18 protein-coding genes are annotated in these 21,077 nt (G+C 41.2%); 10 read left to right on the top strand and 8 right to left on the bottom strand.

The genetic code is table 11. From position 1 onward, the window contains the following. The first annotated feature begins 8 nt into the window (after window positions 1-8). Window positions 9-3,044 (top strand): TonB-dependent receptor, encoded by a 3,036-nt coding sequence (locus MSC25_RS03400; RefSeq protein ID WP_248442564.1) that lies wholly within the window; start codon window positions 9-11, stop codon window positions 3,042-3,044. Between the two features lie 302 nt (window positions 3,045-3,346). On the opposite strand, the gene MSC25_RS03395 is transcribed toward MSC25_RS03400, so the two are convergent. From MSC25_RS03395 to MSC25_RS03370, 6 genes are all read right to left on the bottom strand, one after another. Beyond that, window positions 3,347-3,790 carry a PA2169 family four-helix-bundle protein gene (locus tag MSC25_RS03395; RefSeq protein ID WP_096041891.1) on the bottom strand — a complete coding sequence of 148 codons (444 nt, stop codon included), beginning with the start codon at window positions 3,788-3,790 and terminating at the stop codon, window positions 3,347-3,349. A gap of 173 nt (window positions 3,791-3,963) precedes the next feature. Further along, window positions 3,964-4,902: a LysR family transcriptional regulator gene (locus tag MSC25_RS03390; RefSeq protein WP_024032602.1), complete on the bottom strand. Its 939-nt coding sequence runs from the start codon at window positions 4,900-4,902 to the stop codon at window positions 3,964-3,966. 17 nt (window positions 4,903-4,919) lie between these two features. Next, entirely contained in the window at window positions 4,920-6,638 is a 1,719-nt protein-coding gene (aceK, locus tag MSC25_RS03385) for a bifunctional isocitrate dehydrogenase kinase/phosphatase (protein WP_096041890.1), read from the bottom strand. Between the two features lie 200 nt (window positions 6,639-6,838). Next, entirely contained in the window at window positions 6,839-7,318 is a 480-nt protein-coding gene (locus tag MSC25_RS03380; RefSeq protein ID WP_029772054.1) for a hypothetical protein, read from the bottom strand. Between the two features lie 82 nt (window positions 7,319-7,400). Then, the gene (locus MSC25_RS03375) at window positions 7,401-8,897 is read right to left on the bottom strand and encodes a DUF3413 domain-containing protein (protein ID WP_064386469.1); all 1,497 of its coding nucleotides are present in this window, start codon (window positions 8,895-8,897) and stop codon (window positions 7,401-7,403) included. A gap of 5 nt (window positions 8,898-8,902) precedes the next feature. After that, a complete protein-coding gene (locus tag MSC25_RS03370) occupies window positions 8,903-9,115 on the bottom strand; it encodes a DUF1414 domain-containing protein (RefSeq protein WP_004588923.1) in 213 nt (70 codons plus the stop codon). Window positions 9,116-9,177: 62 nt separating this feature from the next. Here MSC25_RS03370 and yejK point away from each other — a divergent pair, with 62 nt between their 5' ends. Further along, on the top strand, window positions 9,178-10,194 hold the full coding sequence (gene yejK / locus MSC25_RS03365) for a nucleoid-associated protein YejK (RefSeq protein WP_024032606.1): 1,017 nt from the start codon (window positions 9,178-9,180) through the stop codon (window positions 10,192-10,194). A 389-nt stretch (window positions 10,195-10,583) separates the two neighbouring features. Here yejK and rne read toward each other — a convergent pair whose 3' ends face one another. Then, window positions 10,584-13,733 (bottom strand): ribonuclease E, encoded by a 3,150-nt coding sequence (rne, locus tag MSC25_RS03360; protein WP_248442562.1) that lies wholly within the window; start codon window positions 13,731-13,733, stop codon window positions 10,584-10,586. Between the two features lie 756 nt (window positions 13,734-14,489). Between rne and rluC the strand changes: the two genes are divergently transcribed. Together rluC and MSC25_RS03350 are read left to right on the top strand one after the other, a co-directional pair. Further along, window positions 14,490-15,449, top strand: a complete 960-nt coding sequence (gene rluC, locus MSC25_RS03355; RefSeq protein ID WP_004587682.1) for a 23S rRNA pseudouridine(955/2504/2580) synthase RluC — start codon at window positions 14,490-14,492, stop codon at window positions 15,447-15,449. Beyond that, window positions 15,449-16,108 carry an HAD-IA family hydrolase gene (locus MSC25_RS03350; protein ID WP_096041888.1) on the top strand — a complete coding sequence of 220 codons (660 nt, stop codon included), beginning with the start codon at window positions 15,449-15,451 and terminating at the stop codon, window positions 16,106-16,108. The genes rluC and MSC25_RS03350 overlap by 1 nt, the downstream gene beginning before the upstream one ends. Here MSC25_RS03350 and MSC25_RS03345 read toward each other — a convergent pair. Then, window positions 16,105-16,698 carry a Maf family protein gene (locus MSC25_RS03345; protein WP_029772049.1) on the bottom strand — a complete coding sequence of 198 codons (594 nt, stop codon included), beginning with the start codon at window positions 16,696-16,698 and terminating at the stop codon, window positions 16,105-16,107. The two genes, MSC25_RS03350 and MSC25_RS03345, sit on opposite strands and share 4 nt — an antisense overlap. Before the next feature lie 131 nt (window positions 16,699-16,829). Here MSC25_RS03345 and yceD point away from each other — a divergent pair, with 131 nt between their 5' ends. From yceD to acpP, 6 genes are all read left to right on the top strand, one after another. Next, window positions 16,830-17,354, top strand: a complete 525-nt coding sequence (yceD, locus tag MSC25_RS03340) for a 23S rRNA accumulation protein YceD (protein ID WP_004587685.1) — start codon at window positions 16,830-16,832, stop codon at window positions 17,352-17,354. Window positions 17,355-17,364: 10 nt separating this feature from the next. Beyond that, window positions 17,365-17,535, top strand: a complete 171-nt coding sequence (gene rpmF / locus MSC25_RS03335) for a 50S ribosomal protein L32 (protein WP_004587686.1) — start codon at window positions 17,365-17,367, stop codon at window positions 17,533-17,535. An 11-nt stretch (window positions 17,536-17,546) separates the two neighbouring features. Further along, window positions 17,547-18,584, top strand: coding sequence for a phosphate acyltransferase PlsX (plsX, locus tag MSC25_RS03330; protein WP_096041887.1), 1,038 nt, complete (start codon window positions 17,547-17,549; stop codon window positions 18,582-18,584). A gap of 53 nt (window positions 18,585-18,637) precedes the next feature. Then, window positions 18,638-19,564 carry an ACP S-malonyltransferase gene (gene fabD / locus MSC25_RS03325; RefSeq protein WP_054982359.1) on the top strand — a complete coding sequence of 309 codons (927 nt, stop codon included), beginning with the start codon at window positions 18,638-18,640 and terminating at the stop codon, window positions 19,562-19,564. A gap of 11 nt (window positions 19,565-19,575) precedes the next feature. Next, the gene (gene fabG / locus MSC25_RS03320; protein ID WP_096041886.1) at window positions 19,576-20,322 is read left to right on the top strand and encodes a 3-oxoacyl-ACP reductase FabG; all 747 of its coding nucleotides are present in this window, start codon (window positions 19,576-19,578) and stop codon (window positions 20,320-20,322) included. Window positions 20,323-20,572: 250 nt separating this feature from the next. After that, entirely contained in the window at window positions 20,573-20,809 is a 237-nt protein-coding gene (acpP, locus tag MSC25_RS03315; RefSeq protein ID WP_004587690.1) for an acyl carrier protein, read from the top strand. Window positions 20,810-21,077 lie beyond the last annotated feature (268 nt).

Raw genomic sequence — 21,077 nt, 5'->3', positions numbered from 1 at the left:
GAAATGTTATGCATATCAAACAAATGTTAGGTGAAGTTGCATCTTTAAATGTTATTAGTAAAAAAAAGTTTAAAAAAAAGATAAAAAACTATAGAGGAATTTTGTTTGTCAGCTGTTTATATAAATTGCGCAGTAACCAAACGCATTTATTTAGTGGTTTAAGTGTACTTGCTCCGGCTATTTTTAGCTTGAGTGTGCAAGGGGCAACACAGACCACTGGGCAAATGGTGCAATTTGATATACAAGCGCAGCGAGCAGACAAAGCCTTAATAGAATTTGCGAAACAAACAGAGCAAACCGTGGTGTTTTCTTATGAGTTGGCAAAAAATTACCAAGCAAATTCGGTTTATGGTTTTTATACCCAATTAGATGCACTGCAAGCATTATTAAGTGGGACTGAGCTCGATGCGGTTGTTGATCAAAATGGTTTACTGAGTATAAAACTCAAACAAATCAATAGGAAAGATAACAACATGATGAAGCTTTCAGGGGTTAGTGCAGCTGTATTACCAGCATTGCTTGCAGCAAATTCACACGGTGTGAATGCAGCAGAGGATGTTGCACAAGAGAAAATAGAAAAAATTGCTATTGTAGGTAGCCGCGTAGCAGGGCGCTCAGTAGAAGATTTACCCGTACCCGTTGATATTTTAAGTGCTGAAGCACTTGAAAACACAGGCCAAACCGAAGTTGGCCGTATGTTGCAATCTATTGCACCTTCATTTAACTTTTCAAGCTCGTCAATCAGTGACGGCACTGACGCCTTACGACCTGCAACACTGCGTGGTTTAGGGCCTGACCAAACACTTGTGCTTATTAATGGTAAGCGCCGCCATCAGGCAAGTATTATTCATATCAATACCTCAGTAGGGCGTGGTACCGCAGGTACCGATATGAATGCTATTCCAGCCTCAGCTATTAAACGTATAGAAGTTTTACGAGACGGCGCAGCAGCGCAATACGGCTCAGATGCAATTGCCGGTGTAATTAATATTGTACTAAAAGATGGTAGCGAAGGCGGCAAAGCAGCGGTTAATTACGGCCAATACTCAGAGGGTGATGGCGAAACAGTAAACGTTGATTTTAATAAAGGGTTTGCCCTAGGTGATAGCGGCTACTTAAATGCAACACTTAATTACCGCGACCGCTCGCCTACTAACCGCGCAGGTTTGCACGGCTCGTGTCAGTTTTATGGGTGTACAGAGCTTAGCGACGGTACTTTACTGGCAGGCGATCCGCGTGAATTGACCGCCGACAGAGACACTTTTCGTATTGGCGATGCCGACTCACAACAATTTGGCTTAACCGTTAATACAGGGTATGAGTTAGGTGATGGCGAGCTGTATGGCTTTATTACTTATTCAACGCGCGATAACGAATCAGCAGCGTTTTTCCGTCATAATGCAAATGCGGGCGGTAACCCTGTTTTACAAGACAACGATGCAACTATCCCGTTAGGCTTTTTACCTAAAATTAATACCACAATTGATGATATTTCTTACAACTTTGGTTACAAAACCGACTTTGATAACGATGCAAGTTTAGATGTATCGTACACCTACGGTGAAAACAGCATTGATTACACAACAAGTGACACAATCAATGCCTCGTACGCTAACTTTTTACGTTACGAGCAAGGTTTAAGTGCCGCTGATATTCGTAGTACTATTCCGCGTGAAGCCTATGCCTATGGCATGGAGTTATCACTGCAAACCATTAATATAGATTTTACACAAAACTTTGATGACTACTCATTGGCTATGGGTGCAGAAATTCGTACCGATGAATACCGTATTTTAGAGGGCAGCGAATATGCTTATCGTGATTACGACACCCTTGATGGGGTAAGTATTTATAGTGGTTTAAGTGGCGGTGTAGGCTCTGAAGATGCCTCTGGCGGCACGCAAGGTTTTGGTGGTTCTTCGCCGGCATCATCGGTTGATGAGTCACGCGATGTAATTTCGTTTTACCTTGATGCAGAAACCTACCTAATTGAAGATGTCATTTTATCAGGCGCACTGCGTTACGATAATTACAAAGGCTTTGGCGACACGGTAAACTTTAAGCTTGCGGGTAACTGGGCAATTACTGATGATGTGTCACTGCGTGGTGCATTAAGCTCAGGCTTTAGAGCGCCATCAATGCAGCAATTGTATTTTAACAATATCAGCACACAATTTGTTGTGGCTGAAGACGGCTCATTAGTTGCTGAAGAAGTAGGTACATTCAGAAACGATTCAACCCTTGCACAAAGTTTAGGTATTCCAAAACTTAAAGAAGAAAAATCGCAAAACCGTAGTTTAGGTATTGTCTACAACGTAACGGATAACATTAATGTTACTGTGGATTACTACTCAATTGATATTGACGACCGCATAGTAATTAGTAATCGTTTAGGCAAAGGGCTTTCTTCAAGCCTAGATGCTGCATTAATCAGCTCAGGCGCAGGTGCAGGGCAGTTTTTCTTAAATGGTGCAGATACCGAAACTTCGGGTATTGATTTTGTAGCTACTTGGAATACCGAGGGGTTAGGTGGCACGCTTGATTTTACTTTAGCAGCTAACTTTACTGAAACTGAGGTGGTATCGTTATTTACGCCATCGGGCTCAGGGCTTGAAACCGTACCTGTTGAAGATGTTTTCTCTGATCAAGAAATTTCAATTATTGAAGAGTGGCAACCAGAAGATCGCATCAACTTAAGTGCGCTTTACCAGCGTGGTGATTGGACTGTAAACCTTTCACTCAACCGCTTTGGTGAATACACAGTAGAAGATGGCGGGCGCCAAACCTACGGTGCAGAAATTTTAATTGACGTTAAAGTTAACTACTTCGTGACTGAAGATTTATCTGTAAATATTGGTGCAAATAACTTATTTGACGTGTACCCAGATAAAAACACCATTGGTAACTCACGCTCGGGCACAATTGTAGATTCAAATGGCAATACTATTGTAAGCAGCGATGGGGTATTTGAATACTCTCGCCGTTCAGCGCCATTTGGCTTTAATGGTGCTTATTACTATGTAGGTGCAGAATACCGTTTTTAATAAATAACACTCCCTTATGTTATTTAAGTTCAAAGGGCCGTAAGGCCCTTTTTTTGTATTTAGCCTTTTTAGCATTTATTTGTAAACCGCGATTTTTTATTGTGTTGCGCCTTACCTCAGCGTTAAATTATACCAATTCGCTTAATTAAACATTATTACGGATTGGTATACCCCCTGTATGGCTTTGATAATACTAAATGAGGCATTTTGGACTTGGCTATACATAGCAGGGTTTAAACTGGACGTTGAAATAATAAAAAACCCAGCGGCTAGGCTGGGTTTTAAATATATGCAATTGAAAATTAATGCTTTTGCATACGGCTCATTTCGGTGTGGCAGCTTTGCATCGTTAGCAAGGTTTTCGCTAAGGCTGCTTCACAGTCGGCTGGCTGTGGTTTATCCATCGCTGCTTTAATTTCTTCAAGTGTTTTATCTTCTACCTCTTCAAGCTCTTTAACGTATGTTTTATCGTTATGAGAACTAAACGTAGTAAGTAGGGCTGTGTAAGCTCTGCGTGCTTCTACAGCAAAAGAAGAGCCGTCTTCACGCTCACCTTTTTCGTTAACAGCATAAGGTTGTAAGCGCTCAACACTTACTTTTCGTGCGTCAATCATGCGTTGAAATAATGCGCCAATGGCTGGGTCTTCAACTTTCTCTTGCGCTTTTTGATAAAAATCAATGCCACTGTTCATTACTTGGATGATGTCAGTAATATGAGTTGCTTCTGTTCCTTGATGGGTATTCATAATGACCTCTCTTTACATGAATTTAAGTTTCATAGTAACCAAAGCAAAGGCCATTCCAATTTCATTTTAATTTTTAAACTATTGTAATTATTGATTATTTCTTTATTCAGCAAGCTGCAAGGCTATTTAAAATAAAACAACCTCGCAAATTTTACATGGCTTTTGTAATAAGGTTATTTAAGCTCATCCGCCACTTCGGCTACTTTTTGGCGTAACCAAATATGACTTGCATCGCGATGCAGTAAAGGGCTCCAAATCATATCTAGTTCAAAAGGTGGTATAGGAAATGGAGGCTCTAAAATTTTAAGGCCTGCATCATCTAAGTAAATATTGGCAGCCTTTGAAGGTAAGGTCGCCACTAAATTTTGCTCTTTTGCTAAATGAATGGCTACGTGGTAATTACGGGTAAACGTGGCAATATTTCGGTGTTTACCAAAATGGGCAAGTGCTTCATCTACCCAACCTAGCTTTTGTACATCTTTAGGGTCCATACCTACGCCGACCCCAAAGCCGGTTTTACTTACCCATATATGGCGGGCTTTTAAATAGCTGTCTAGGCTAAAGTTTTCGATAATTGGGTTGTCGGCTTTTACTAAGCAGCAAAAGCTGTCTTTCCATATGCGTTTATGATGAAAAGATTGCGGAAGGTTTTCAAAGCGGTTAATTGCCATATCCACTTTACCATTTTCAACATCATGAAATGTTACATCACTAGGCGTAAGTATATCTAGGGTTGTATCGGGCGCTTCTTCATGAAGTTTACTTAAAAGCTTTGGCGCTAATGTACTGGCTGCATAGTCACTGGCCATTATTCTAAAAACACGTTTACTTTGGCTGGCTTCAAATTCGCGATTAGGTGCGAGGGTTTCTTCTAGGGTCATTAATATACCGCGAATAACCGGCTGCAGCTCTATAGCACGCTCTGTGGGGACCATACCTTCACTGGTACGTACCAAAATTGGGTCGTTAAACAAGTTTCTTAAACGCTTAAGGCCGTTACTCATAGCTGGTTGAGTAATACTTAACTGGTTAGCGGCGCGGGTTACGTTACACTCACGTAATAGGGTGTCGAGGTAAACCAGCAAATTTAAATCTATTTTACTTATGTTCATTGTGTGTCCTTTAACGCTTACCAGTGATGAATAAAGCGTTGTGCTGTCGGGTATGGGTATATGTGACTAACATGACCCTTTTTTATATTTTGCTGAGCTTGCTTCCAAAAACTAACATCAACAAGCTCGGGGTGTGTACTGAGCAAAAACTGTTTGTACTTTGGGTTTGGCATAACAAAGGTACAAAGTTGCTCAGGAAAAACATCTTGCGGCGCAACTGAGTAGCTTTGTTCATCAGTTAAGTAATCATCATAGCTTTTGGCCTTAGGGAAGGCCCTAAAGTTCATATCTGTTAGGTATTGAACCTCATCGTAGTCGTAAAAAATAATGCGCTTGTGTTTGCTTACCCCAAAGTTTTTAAGCAGCATATCGCCTGGGAATATATTTACCGCAATCATTTCTTTAAGTGCTTGGCCGTACTCTTCTATTGCATCGGCAGCACTTTCTTCGCTGGCGTTTTCTAAAAATAAATTAAGCGGTGTCATGCGCCTTTCAATATATAAATGCTTGATAATAAGCCACGGGCCTTCAATTACCATAGATGAGCCAATGGTTTTATGTAGCTGTGCCAGTAAATTACTATCAAAGCGTGCCAAAGGAAATACGACGTTAGAGTATTCTATGGTATCGGCCATGCGACCAACCCGATCATGGCTTTTTACCAGTTGATAGCGTTTAAGCACGGTATCGCGGCCAAACGGTTTGCTTTCGCCAAACTTATCTTTAATTACTTTAAATACATAGCCAAAAGAGGGCAGCGTAAATACCATCATAACCATGCCTGGTGTGCCTGGCGCTATAATAAAGTTATCGTCTGAGTGAGACAAGTGATGTAAAAATTCACGGTAAAACTCTGTCTTACCTTGTTTATGAAACCCAATGGCATTATAAAGCTCAGCGAGTGTTTTATTAGGCATAAGTTGATTTAAAAATCGCACCATGGCTGAGGGCGCATGGGTTTCAACCATAAAATAAGCCCGTGCAAAGCCAAAAATAACCCGCATTTGCGATGATTTGGTTAATAGCGCATCGAGGTATAAGCCTTTATCTTCATGGTGCAGTACTGCAATAATAAAAGGCTGCACACCGCTTTGAGAGACCACTCGGCCGACTATGTAAGCAGCTTTGTTACGATAAAAAGGCGCGTGCAAAATATCAAAGCGCATTTGCCAAGGCTGGTGGTGAGTGTCTGGCGCTTGTTTGTAAAATGCCTTTACGAGCAAACGTATATCGCGCTCTAAATTTACAAACGGGGCTTTAAAATCAAAATGCTCAATAATGCGCTTTATTGTGGGCTTTAAACCATCCACCACTGGAAAGTAGCTGCGGTACTCTGCCTCAACAGGAATGGCAGGGGCATCTTTTAATGTGGCTTGTACAAATATAAAGTCGTTATGAAAATAGCGTCTGTGGTACAAACGGCAAAATACTGAGTTATAAAATGTTTCGGCAAGTTCAGCTTGAGGATGAAAGCATAAAAAGCGTTGGTACAGTATTTTTACTTCAAGCCAAAGTTGCTCATTTAATTGCTCAGTTAACTGTGCTTGTTTTAATGCTTTAGTGGTTTCGTTTACTCTGTCATCGTAGTAACTAATACGCAGTTTACTAATTTCATTAATTTGCTGCCAATCGCGCTTTGCAAAGGCAAGCGGGGCTTGCGCGGTGGTTTTTTGAAACAGCTGATAATGCTTTTTAAAACCCGTTAAAATTAATTCAGCTATGTGGCGTGGCTGCATAAACACTCCTTAAAAAAGTGTATATAACGATTTTAGTACAGCATTTATAAATGTTAGTGGTGCTGTAGTGTTATACACGTTAGAGCTTTAACTCTATAGTTGTTAAGGTTATGTTATTTTAAGTTTAAAACCAAGATAAATATTCTCAGTTTTTATACTTTTAGCTTAAAGCATAATTGAGTGTGATGGCAAAAGCCATGCTATTGGTAGGAGGCTATTTTTTTCTCTAATTTTTTAATGCGCTTTTCAATTTCGGTGGTTTGCTTTTTATGATCTTTATTTATTATTTTTAATTGCTTGGTAATATCTTTGCTAATTAACTTTTTGTCCTCGTCATCTAAAATACGGTTGAGGCGCTGTTGTTGGTTGTACTCTGCGCGGTCTTTTTTACGTTTTATAATCGCTAATTTATTAGTATTACTTCTCAGCTCAGCTTGCAGGTCAAGCACAATCCGTTCGCGCTCTAATGCGTTTAACTCTTTTGTGTAATCTTGCGCCGGTGCAGTATTAATTCCCGATACTGTATTAATTGTGTAGGCGGTAGCGTTATCGTTACAAGGGAATTGCGAAAAGATAGTGCCGTTTTTTGTCACGCATTTATAGTAAGTTGTGGCATTTTGCGCATGCAGAGAAAGTGGGCATACCATTACTGCGCATAAAAAAAGTGTGTGTTTTTGCATTAATTTCATCCCTGAGCGTTTACTATGATTTAGTAAATATAACCTAGCTTGGTGTTATAGCAAGCTAGGTTAAGGGATAGGGCTATTGTGTGTAGGTTTTTAGCTTTTTAATACTTTGTACTAAAAACGGGATATCGAGGCTTTGCTCAATAGAAAAACCTTCAGCGGCAGATATATTTTTATAGTTACCGTCTGAATCTATTAGCGTAATTCTATCTTTTTTGTAAGCAATAACTACGCCTTGCGAGTAATTAACGCCAGTGTCCGTTTTTTTCTTATACAGGTTTTCACCTAGCATGGTTTGTTTAACCACAGACTTACAGTTTAAGTACTGGCCTACACTGGTTGCAATAATATCACTGGGTTGAATAAGCCCATCTACCTTGGCTATTCGCTTATCTGAACTGTATAACACCGATGATGTAACTACTTCCGAGCTATTATTAGCTAAGCTAAACGCAAAAATATGGGTGTCGTCACTGCGAGGAGACGGATTATCTTCACCTTTAATGACTTTAATTGCGCTGTTTGAATGCGCTTGATCGTTTATAAAGTTTAGCTTTTCAATTCCAGCTAGCTCTATGCTTCTGCGCTGACTTTGCCACGCGGGCAAGGTTTGCTCTGATAAAATAGCCATCTTATAAAAAGAAGGTAAGCCATACACTAAACTAAACAAGCTATCGCCATGGTGTGTTGGCTGTAAAAACTGATCAGTTTTATGTAGGTTTTTATGCTTGGCAACAAAGCGTTTTAACTGCTCGTTGGTATCAAATACAAAAATATCGACTTGCTGCGCAGTGTAATCTTCACATTTTTGCATTGGCGCAGGTATTTGGTAATTAATATTTTGGTTATTAATTCTTACATTGTGAGCTTGTTTATAGCTTTCAATGTCGAGCAAATCATTTTTTGCTAATAAGCTTTTAGCGGTCGTAGGGTACGACAGCGGTAAAACGTTATCTTGCTTCGTTATATCAAACTTTAAATTTGCATCTGCCCAAATGTGAATACTGTGGCTAAGTGCAAAACATAATACTAAAAACGAGCTGGCAAAACGTGCAAACTTAAGTTGTTTTAAACGCGCTAAGTGCTGCCATGTATAGTTACTTACAACTAACTGGAAGCCTAAAATGAGTAAAACAATCCCCCCGGCTAACAATGTAGTAAGGGCGGGCGAGCTAGTTAGACGATGCCACAGTAAGGAAATGATTTCCGGTAGCGCAGAAGAGCTTAAATGATAACCCAAATTAACGTATACATACGCATCAAGCGTTAAAATAGACGCCCCAAGCGTAGCAATAACGGCAGCCATACCTCGAATATGTCGAGGGTAGGGAAAAACTAAGCTTAAAGGAAATACCGTCAGCACAAATGCTAAAAAAGCGATAAAGCTCGTATGGCTTAACCACGTCACTAACATATAGGTAATACCCATAAAGCTAGTTGGCGGTGAATCTGCAAATAAAAAGCTTAGGCTAATAAAAAGCGCTAAACCAATATTTGCAAAAGTGAACCAGTGGCCCCAACTTAATAACTGACTCGCTTTTGACGAAAACTGATTGTGCTGCGATAAATTCATATAATTTATTTAACCGACTGAGCAAGTGCTTTTGCAAAGTTCTCAGTTACGGCTTGTCTTTTCCCTGCAGGTACATGCTCTTTTAGGATATGCGTGATAGAATTTCCTAAACACATAAGGCTTAAATCAACCGGCGCATTGTGTTGCGTTAGCACATCAATGAGCTGATCGACGATTTGTTCTACTTCTTCATTAGAGTATTTTGATAAGATTGGCATCAGTTGGTTCAATAAAAGAGTTATATTCTCGTATTTTAACACCAGAGGCGTGAAAAACAAAGATGACAACAGACGTTAAAAAATTAGTCGTTCATTATGTAGACAAAAAAGACGACGATACGCAAATTCACCTACGAAACGATGAAATGGTGATAAACGATAAAGTCGCTGTTTTTATCGAACAACTTCATCATGCATACAACTCAAAGCCAGGTAAAGGTTACTGTGCATTTAGTGGTGATAAAAACAGTGTTGTAGCCTCGGCAATGCAAAGCTATCGTAATGACGAGTTAGGCTTTTGGCACATGACCGAGCAGGCATCCACTGTTTTAAAAGAAGAGTTAGATAAATATGCCTTTAGCGAAACAGGCTACTTAGTATTTTGTCATTATCAGTATGTGGCTACTGATTACATGCTAATAGCTATGATCAATATTAAAGAGCACTACAGCATGACCTCTGAGCTTGATTTAGCAGCGTCGCGCCACTTAGATATATCGCGCATGCAACTAGCTGCACGTATCGATTTAACCGCGTGGGATACTCAAGCTGAGGACAATCGCTATATCTCTTTTATTAAAGGGCGAGCAGGGCGAAAAGTAGCAGACTTTTTCTTAGACTTTTTAGGTTGTGAAGAGGGCATAGACCCTAAACAGCAAAGCCAAGTGATGCTTAATGCCGTTGAAGACTATTTATCGGAGCAATCATTCGATAAATCAGAAAAAGACGAGTTACGTAAGCAAGTATTTGATTACTGTAACGATTGTGTGACCACGGGTGAAGATGCAAGCGTTACTGAGCTCTCGGCTACGCTAACGAAAGGTGACGACAGCCCGTTTGATAACTTTTGCAAAGAGCAAAGCTACGATTTAGAAGACTCTTTCCCGGTCGATAAAAAAACGGTGACCAGTATGGTTAAGTTTTCGGGTTTAGGGGGCGGTGTTAGTGTTAGTTTTGAGCGTAAACATTTAGGTGAGCGCGTAACTTACAATGAAGCGACCGATACACTGGTTATTAAAGGCATTCCACCAAACTTAAAAGATCAGTTACAGCGCTTTATGGAAAGTGAAAGTGAGTAAACTCATTTGATCTAGTTAAAAGCCGATTTAAGAGCGCGATATTTTTATCGCGCTTTTTTATTACCTTTAATTTAGTTTTACTAATGCTCTAAAGCGCAGCGTCTCTAAATCTCTTCGAGGATAAATCCTTTATTACGGGCTTTGCCCGTCACGCCAACAAGTTGTGCGTCCACAAGTAAAAATAGCCACGATGCTAAATTTAGGCTGTAGGCGCAAAGCTTGCTTGCGCGAGAAGCAGCGCAGCTATTTATTTTTGCTAATGAAGATCTATTGCACAAAGAGAAGTGAAAGAGGAGCAAATGAGAAAATACATTTCAGGACAAGACAGGTATTAAAACAAAAAAGCCGCGCTATTTTTACATAGCGCGGCTTTTTAATGAGGCTAAGGGTTACTCAGCGCTCATTGTTTTAGTCATGTCTGAACTAGCACGACCTGCAGGTTTAATTGACCCTGCGCGTAAGCCACTATCAGGAACTAACTCACGTTTATCGTGTGCCATGGCAACTGATGTATGCTTTACGTCGCTATCAGCAACTGGTGTCGGTTGAGCCATAGGTGCGCTTGCAGCCCCTTTGCTAATAACCGTTTTTGCATTGGCATCTTTTTGCTCAGCTACTTCAGTCTCTGCTTTAACAGGCTCAGGTTTCGCTGGTTGCTCAGCTACTTCAGGCTCTGCTTTAACAGGCTCTGCTTTAACAGGCTCTGGTGTTGCTGGTTGTTCAGCTACTTCAGGCTCAGCTTTAACAGGCTCTGGTGTTGCTGGTTGCTCAGCTACTTCAGGCTCTGATTTAACAGGCTCAGATGTTGTTATTGGTTGCTCAGTAACAACAACTGGCTCTTCAGCTGTTTCAGGATCAACAGTTTGTACTGCATCGTCATTGGCTGTTGGTTGTTCTGCTTTAGGGGCAGCTTCAACTTTAGCTAAATCTTCTACAGCTAACGCTTGCTCAACATTTTCTGATGCATCGTTTGAGGTTGGCTGTTCAGCTTTTGCTTTTAGCTCTGCCTCATACTCAGCGGCAGCTTGATCTGCTACTGGCACAAATGCCGGTGCTTCATCTGCTTTTTCTTCTGTAGCTTCACCTTGTTCAGGACGACGGCGACGCTGGCCCGAAGCGCGAAGGTGACGAGGAGAACGGCGTGAACGCGTACGTGTTTGCCCTTGCTCATCTTCAGAGTTTGCTTCGTCAGTTGACGCTGCAGCTACTGGCTTTTCTTCTTGCTCAGGTTGTGCCTTAGGCGCTTGCTCTTTCACAGGTGCAGGTTTTGTTTGCTCTGACTTTTGCTCATTTGCAGTTTGCTTTGCTGCTGGCGCTTGCTCTTTAGGCTGCTCTACTTTAGCTGTTTCAGTGCTTTGCTGCGGTTGCTCAGTCGTATCAGATGCTTTTACTTGCTCAGTATTTTCATCTTGGATACGTACTTTTTTGCGAACATTACGACGTTGACGGCGAACTTTTGGCTTCTGCTCTTTAGGCTCAGTGCTTTGCTTAGCCTCAGTTTCATTCGCTTTTGCGTCTGTTTTAACTTGCTCTTTGTCGGCGGTACGATTGTCGTTATTACGGTTATCGTTACGCTTACGCGAGTTAGGATTACGACGGCGCTTATTGCGGTTCTCGTTTTTCTCTTGGCTTTCGTTCGCGGTAGATTCAGTTTTCACTTCTTCTTCAGCAGGGCGTTCACCACGAGGTTTAGAGCGTGAGTTATTACGACGACGCTGGTTGTTATTGCGGCGACGGTTGTCACTGTTACCACGGCGATTGTTATTACGTGTTTGCTGTTGCTTTTCTTGCTCAGCTTTTTCTTTTGCTTGCTTTTCTTCTTCGCTTTCACCAGCAAATAACGACTTAAACCAATTACCAATAGCAGCCAATAGGCCACCTTCAACCTTAGGTACAGCAACAGGCGCTGCTGGTTTGTCTACTTTAGCTTGTGGCGCTGGCGTTGAAGGCATAACAACACCTTTAAGCATCGGCTCTTCACGAACAGGCGCAGCTGCTGGTTTAGCCATTTCGAACGACTCTGGCTCAGGTGCAACTACTTGCTCGTAACTTACTGTTTCTAGTGTTTCGTCTTTACGTAAACGCATCACTTCGTAGTGTGGTGTTTCCATGTGTTGATTAGGAATAATAACCACATCACATTTATGATGTTTTTCAATACGATGAACGCTTCTGCGCTGCTCGTTTAATAAATAAGCGGCAACCGCTACAGGCACTTGTGCATTTACTTGTGCTGTGTTGTCTTTAATTGCTTCTTCTTCAATTAAACGCAAAATAGACAAGGCGATAGACTCGTTAGAACGAATAGTACCTTGGCCACTACAACGCGGACATGGGCCTTGGCTTGCTTCACCTAGTGAAGGACGCAAACGCTGGCGCGACATTTCAAGTAAACCAAAGCGCGAAATTTTACCAATTTGTACACGCGCACGATCTGGACGAGCGGCATCTTTTAAGCGGTTTTCTACTTCACGCTGATGGCGTGGCGGTGTCATATCGATAAAGTCGATAACAATTAAGCCACCTAAGTCGCGAAGACGTAATTGACGGGCAATTTCATCAGCCGCTTCTAAGTTAGTATTCAGTGCTGTTTCTTCGATATCTCCGCCTTTTGTTGCTTTAGACGAGTTGATATCAATAGAGGTAAGCGCTTCTGTTGGGTCAATTACAATTGAACCACCTGAAGGCAAACGTACTTCACGTTGGAACGCAGACTCAATTTGGCTTTCAATTTGGTAATGCGTAAACAATGGCGTGTCGCCTTGATAAAGCTTTACGCGGCTCATAAAGTCAGGGCGAAAACGCTCAATGTGCGCTTTAGCTTCTTCAAATACACGTGGTTTATCAATTAATATTTCACCAATATCACGACGTAAATAATCGCGAATAGCGCGGAAAATCACATTGCTTTCTTGGTGAATCAAAAACGGTGCTTTAGCACTGTCGGCTGCTTGTTGAATTGCATCCCAATGTACTAAAAGTGCTTTTAAATCGTAGTTTAATTCTTCAAACGATTTGCCAACACCTGCTGTACGTACAATTAAGCCCATACCTTTAGGAAGTTCTAATCGGCTAAGTGCTTCTTTAAGGTCTGTACGCTCATCGCCTTCAATACGACGAGAAATACCGCCTGCACGAGGGTTGTTTGGCATTAGCACTAAGTAGCTACCCGCTACGCTGATAAAGGTAGTAAGTGCTGCGCCTTTTTGGCCGCGCTCTTCTTTATCAACTTGTACAATTACTTCTTGGCCTTCTTTAATCACGTCGCGAATATTTGGGCGACCATGAAAAGTATAACCTTGTGGGAAGTAAGTACGAGCAATTTCTTTTAAAGGAAGGAAACCATGACGATCGGCGCCGTAATCTACGAAAGCCGCTTCTAAAGAGGGTTCAATGCGTGTGATTTTGCCTTTATAAATATTGGCTTTTTTCTGTTCGTGACCTGGGCTTTCTATATCTAAATCATATAGGCGCTGGCCGTCAACCAGTGCTACGCGCATTTCTTCTTGCTGCGTTGCATTGATTAGCATACGTTTCATATTGTTACTCTACTTATTTTTTGTCGCTGACATGACGAAACGTGTTCGCCTGTTCAGTTGTTCCTTTTTTTAGAATGTGCAGCCTCACGACTGGGTCTGTAACGGAACGCTCTGTAATGTGTATGCAGTATTTTTTAAATGCTGGCTAACAATAACGTACGCTTACGTTATTAAATTCTTTATGGTGCTAAAACTGTCGGCTCTTATGCTCTTTACAAGTTTTACCCAGAAGTTGGCCTGTCATATCAATCTTTTTAGTACGTTTATGTTAGGCGCGTAGGGCTCGTTAAGTAACTTAAATACGATGAGTATTTTCTAAGTACTTGCGAGCAAAGTTCGCTGCCGAATGTTAATAAACGCTTATTTGCTAGATTTTTAGTTCTAAATAAGCTGCTATACGGTACTACGTGTGAGCAAATGCTGAACAACGTTTTTACGTCGTCACTATCAAACAAATTATTTGTTCATTGCTTTTATTTTTACATTAAATGTAAATTCATGTTCAAACTTAACCAGTAATATATTACGCGCATTACTGTTAGTTGATCGCACGTGTTAACTGAGTAGGCATAAAAGCTTTGGAAAACTTAACTCGGATCTGTATGATCGGCTACCCAGAATGTGCATCACGAATGTTTTAATGTGTTAAAAAGCACCGTTGTTATTTGCAAATACTAAATATTTGCGCTGCTGATTATCCCACTATTATAACCGTGTTAGCAACTAAATTATTTTACTTAAATCAGTGATTAGGCAATGTCAGAAAAAACCGGCTTACAAGTAACTTTTGTCACAATCAACGAAGACCATTTAGGTCAGCGTATTGATAACTTTCTTATTACCCATTTAAAAGGGGTGCCTAAAAGCGCTGTTTATAAAATTTTACGTAAAGGCGAGGTACGCGTTAATAAAAAGCGTATTAAACCAGTTTACAAATTACAGCTTGATGATGTAGTGCGTATTCCGCCAATTAAAGTAGCAGAGCGCGAAGAGTTTGTGCCTAAAAAGCTTGATAAAGTGAAGCAATTAGAAGACGCAATACTCTTTGAAGACAAATACCTTATTGTAATTAATAAGCCCTCGGGCATGGCTGTACATGGCGGCAGTGGTTTAAGCTACGGTTTAATAGAAGCACTACGCGTATTACGCCCAGATGAGCGCAGTTTAGAGCTAGTACATAGGCTTGATAGAGACACATCGGGGTGTTTACTAATTTCAAAGCGTCGCTCGGTACTTACCGCATTACATGAGCAGCTGCGTGAAAAAACAATGGAAAAAAATTACTGGGCGTTGGTAACAGGGCAGTGGGATTCGTCGGTTAAAAATGTAACGGAAGGGCTGCGTAAAAACACCCTCAAGTCGGGCGAGCGCGTGGTGCGTGTAGATAATAACGAAGGTAAACCTTCACATACTCGCTTTAGAGTACTTGAGCGTTTTAACGAGTGCTCGTTAGTGCAAGCCTCACCTGTGACTGGGCGTACTCACCAAATTCGTGTTCATACACAGTGTAAAGGCCACCCTATTGCATGCGATGATAAATACGGCGACCAAGGGTTTGATGTATCAATGCGCAAAATAGGCTTAAACCGCTTATTTTTACACGCCCACGATTTAAGCTTTTATCACCCTAAAAATGAAACTACCATGCGCGTAGAGGCGCCGCTTGATAACGCACTTAAAAGTTGTATTTTAAAATTAAGAGATGCTAAAGCGTAATGGCCACCGCTGTATTAAAAAAATATAAACTGGTTATTTTTGATTGGGATGGCACTGTAATGGACTCAATTAGCAAAATTGTTAATTGTATTCGTCACAGTGCGCTGGCGCTTAATATTGAGCCGCCGAGCGACACTGCAATTAAAAATATTATTGGTATGTCGCTTGAACTTGCTATTGAGGTGCTATTTCCTGACGAGGTAGCGCATCATCCCGCATTAATTAACGGCTATAAACAGCAATACCGTGTTGATACGACTGCCACTCCTGTATTTGATAATGTAGAAAATGTACTAAGTGCGTTAAAAGCACAAGGGGTTATTTTAGCGATTGCCACTGGTAAAGGGCGTGATGGTTTAATGCGTTTATTAGAGCAAACTCAGTTAGGGCATTACTTTAGTGCCACGCGCACAAGCGATGAAGCGCACTCTAAACCTTCCCCCGATATGCTTGAACAACTATTAGTTGAATTAGCAATAAATGCCGACGAAGCACTCATGATTGGGGATACCAAAATAGATATGGCCATGGCACAGGCTGCCAACATAGATAGAATTGGCGTTACCATGGGCGTACACAGTGCAGCGCAGTTAAGTGAGTTTAGCCCCGTTGCAACCGTTGATAATTACCAGCAGCTGCAACGCATACTACTTGGCTAAGGTTGAGCGGCGAGTATGTCGAGATTAAACTCAGCCAATAGCTGGCTGAGTTTAATAAGAGGCAAGCCTATTAAGCTATTAGGATCGTCTCCGTTTAATTTTTCAAATAAGCAAATCCCTAACCCCTCACTTTTAAAGCTCCCAGCACAGTTATAAGGCTGTTCTGCATCGCAGTAGGCTTCTATTTGCTCTTTGGTGAGTGTTCTAAATACTACTTCAAAAGGCTCTATTAACGTTTTTGCTTTATCGCTAGCAATATCGTAAACACACAGGCCTGTTAAAAACGTGACAGTTTGGCCGCTAAACAAAGAAAGCTGCTTTATGGCGTTTTCTTTATTATGAGGTTTACCAAGTATTTGCCCATCAAATACGGCCACTTGGTCGGAGCCGATTGCAAGGCCTTTAACAAAATGATCGCAAGCGGCACGCGCTTTGCGCTCGCTTAGGCGCTTAACAAGTTGCTCAGGGGGTTCGTTTGGTATGGCGGTTTCGTCAATATCAGGCGAAAAAGTACTAAATGGCAGATTAAATTTTTGCAATAAAGACTGCCTAAATGGCGAGCTTGACGCTAATATAAGCGGGTGCTTCATAAATTATTATCCTAATTAAAATTAGTTTGAGTTAGGATAAATCAGATCCGTAATGAAAACACGTGAAAAACCATGTAAAAATGCTTTTTTGCTTTGACTAACCAATTAACTATCTATATGATGCAGCCCCTATGCAAAAGGTAAAAATTCCCATCACTCTTCATCCTGGGAAAGCAGCGCAACACCGTTTAACTTACGATGGTATTGTACCGCTTGAAAAACTTGCTCGTTTACGAGGTGTTGTACAGGAAGAAGTAGGTGAAATAGCGGTAAAAATTCAGTGCAAAACCGATGAGCAAGGTTTAGTTGTGATTAGTGGCAATTTGTCTACACACGTAACTGTAACTTGTCAGCGTTGTAATGATGATTTAGGGTTGGATTTGGATCAAGACTTTATGTATTCGCCTGTTGGTTTGGATGCTGAGTCAGATGATCTTCCTGAAGTCTACGATGAAGTAGCGCTTGATGAAAACGGTGAAATTAACGTGTTTGAGTTAATCGAAGACGAGCTAATTTTAGCAGTGCCATTAGTGCCTACACACAACGAAGCTTCGTGCAATTACTCATCAAAGCCTGCTAGCTTTGGTGTACTAAAGGCGGAAGATGATAAACCAAATCCATTTGATATTTTGAAACAACTTAAGAAAGATTCTTAGGAGAAGACTAATGGCTGTACAAAAAAGCAAAAAGTCTCGTGCAAGACGCGGCATGCGCCGTTCACACGATGCGATCAACGGTCCAACTTTAACAGTTGACCAAACTTCAGGTGAGACTCATCGTCGTCACCATGTAACTGCTGACGGTTACTACAAAGGCGTTCAAGTAATTTCTAACTAAGAGATTGCTTTATGCTGACTAATCTAACCATAGCGTTAGATATGATGGGGGGCGATTATGGCCCCCGTTCATCTATCCCCGCTGCCGTTTGCGCAGTAAATGCTCATGCCAATTTAACACTCATTTTATGTGGCAACGAGCAAGTAATTACTAAACAATTAGAATCCCTCGATTCACTTTCACACCCACGTTTAATTATTCGCCATTGCAGCGAAGTTGTCACTAATGCTTGCGAACCCGCTTTAGCTGTGCGTTCTAAAAAAGACTCCTCTATGCGTGTCGCCCTTGATTTAGTTAAATCGGGTGAAGCACAAGCCTGTGTAAGCTCGGGTAACACCGGCGCTTTATTTTTTATGGCTCATTACGTATTAAAAATGCTGCCTGGCGTTAAACGCCCTGCATTAATATCGGCCGTTCCTACAGAGCGAAAAAATCCAGTTTATCTGCTTGATTTAGGCGCTAATGTGCATTGTGATTCAGAAATACTTTATCAATTTGGCATTATGGGCTCGGTAGTAGCAGGCCAAGCACTTGGCTGCGACAACCCTAAAGTGAGTTTACTTAATATTGGCTCTGAAGACATAAAAGGCCATGAAGGCATAAAGCAAGCAGCGCAGCTTATGCAGCAAAGCCCTTATATTAATTACACGGGTTACAGTGAAGGCAGTGATATTTTTTCGGGGAAAGCCGATGTCATTGTGTGTGAAGGGTTTGTCGGAAACGTTGCATTAAAAACCTGCGAAGGCATTGCTAAACTGATCATGAAAAAGTTTACAAGCGCCTTAGAAAAGCACTTAATTTACAAATGCATGGCGTTTATTTTAAGTCCTATCATAAAAAAACTCTATAATCGGGTGAACCCCGACCAGTATAACGGCGCTTCTCTGGTAGGATTGCGCGGTATTGTCGTTAAAAGCCATGGAAATGCATCAGCAAAAGCATTTCAAGCAGCAATCGATGAAGCGGTAAAAGAGGTTGAACGTCAACTTCCAGATAAAATAGCCGCTATTTTCGAAAAAACACATTCTAAAAACTCGGCGGCCGAATAACGTTTAGGTGCCGTAGTTACACTAAATTTTTGTTTAATTAAAAAGAGCAAAGTATGGCACAAAAAATTGCACTTCTATTTCCTGGTCAGGGCTCACAAAGCGTTGGCATGTTAAGCGAGCTACTAGAGAGCTCTGACATTGTAAAAGCAACCTTTAGCGAAGCGTCAAGCGCACTTGGCTACGATTTAGCAGCGCTTGTACTAAATGGCCCAGAAGAAGAACTTAATCAAACTCACCGCACTCAACCTGCTTTATTAACAGCAAGCGTGGCAATTTACCGCCACTGGTTAGCTGCAAACCCAGATGTGGATGTGGTTATGGCTGGTCACAGCTTAGGTGAATACTCTGCATTGGTATGTAGTGAGGTTATTAGCCTAGGTGAAGCGGTAAAACTTGTTGAAAACCGTGGCTTATACATGCAAGAAGCTGTGCCTGCGGGCGTAGGCTCTATGGCTGCCATTATTGGTTTAGGCGATGAGCAAATAAAAACAGCATGTGAAGAGTCTGCACAAGGCGAAGTTGTTTCACCGGTAAATTATAACTCACCAGGGCAAGTGGTTATTGCAGGGCATAAAGCTGCTGTTGATAGAGCTTCACAAGCGTGTAAAGATGCCGGCGCAAAACGTGCCTTACCACTGAGTGTGAGCGTGCCTTCACATTGTGAACTAATGAAACCAGCGGCTGAAAAACTTGCCAACGATTTAGCCGCTTTAACATTTAATACACCTAAGTGTGATGTAATTAATAATGTTGATGTAAAAGCACAAAGCTCGGCTGATGCAATTAAAGATGCATTGGTACGTCAACTATACAGCCCAGTTCGTTGGACAGAAACAGTACAGGCTTTAGTTGCTCAAGGCATTACGCAAAGCTACGAATTTGGCCCAGGTAAAGTATTAACTGGACTTGCAAAACGAATTGATAAAGCAATGGTATGTGGCTCAGTAAATGACGCTGCTGCTATCGACGCTGCAAAATAAGAGAATATAAAATGACTAATTTATTTTCATTAGAGGGCAAAGTTGTCCTAATTACTGGCGCAAGCCGTGGTATTGGTAAAGCAATTGCAAACACTTTAGTAGCGCAAGGCGCAAAAGTAGCAGGTACTGCTACGAGTGAGTCAGGCGCGGCTAAAATTAGCGATTACTTAGGTGATAACGGTAAGGGTTATGCTTTAAATGTAACCGATCCTGCATCGATTGAGGCTACATTAGCAGCAATAAAAGCCGACTTAGGCGATGTTGACGTACTTGTAAATAACGCAGGTATTACCCGTGATAATTTATTAATGCGTATGAAAGACGGTGAGTGGGACGATATTATCGACACTAACTTAAGCTCTATCTTCCGTTTATCTAAAGCGGTATTACGCCCAATGATGAAGAAAAAGAACGGCCGTATTATTAATATTGGCTCAGTTGTGGGCACTATGGGTAATGCAGGGCAAGCTAACTACGCGGCAGCTAAAGCGGGTGTTATTGGCTTTTCTAAATCGCTTGCACGCGAAGTTGCATCACGCGGCATTACAGTAAATGTAGTAGCCCCTGGTTTTATTCAAACTGATATGACCGATGAGCTAACAGAAGAACAAAAAGCGGCCACCCTTGCTAATGTACCAGCAGGTCGATTAGGTCAGCCTGATGAGATAGCAGCGGCAGTGTGTTATTTAGCATCTGACGCGGCTGCGTATGTATCTGGCGAGACTTTGCATGTAAATGGCGCGATGTACATGGTTTAACGGCCATTGTTATAAGCAAATGCTAAAAATAACTTAAGTAAGTGACCTCAAAAACATTGAAATTTTTATGATCTTGCTTTAAACATACTTGAAATCGCTGTGAAAATAAGCGATAAAAGACAAAACAAACACTCAGAGGTTTGACCAGACAATTATTTATGGTCAAATCATTGAATCAGAGAATTATGCGGCGTAAACTACGCCGCAATCTGAAAATAACGCATTGGCGTTTTTAATAAAGGAAAGAAGAATGAGCGATATCCAAGAACGCGTAAAAAAAATTATCATCGAACAGCTAGGTGTTAAAGAAGAAGAAGTTAAAAACGAAGCTTCTTTCGTAGACGACCTAGGTGCAGATTCTCTTGATACTGTTGAACTAGTTATGGCTCTTGAAGAAGAGTTTGATACTGAGATCCCAGATGAAGAAGCTGAAAAGATCACTACAGTACAATCTGCAATCGATTACGTATCAGCTCACGCTGAGTAATTAATCGCATATTAAAGGCAGCATTCGCTGCCTTTAATCTATATATCCAAACCACCTCAAAGTTCATGATTCAAATTCACCCGCTTTTACTCTCTACTGCATTCATTTGTAATAGCACATCTTTAGTTGAATTTGAGACTCGCACTTTGAGGTCGCTTGGGTATGAATTCCCTTTGTAATGCCAATAGATTTAAACTTAGTGAGTTAAACGGCTGACTAAAGTAATACTATTTTAATCAATTGGTTTAAATATCCCTTATTGGAGGCA

It is taken from the genome of Pseudoalteromonas sp. 1CM17D (genome assembly GCF_023161805.1).
GTDB lineage: Bacteria > Pseudomonadota > Gammaproteobacteria > Enterobacterales > Alteromonadaceae > Pseudoalteromonas > Pseudoalteromonas atlantica.
The sequence above is the reverse complement of the archived record's forward strand: the minus strand, read 5'-3'. Positions and strand labels throughout refer to the sequence as shown.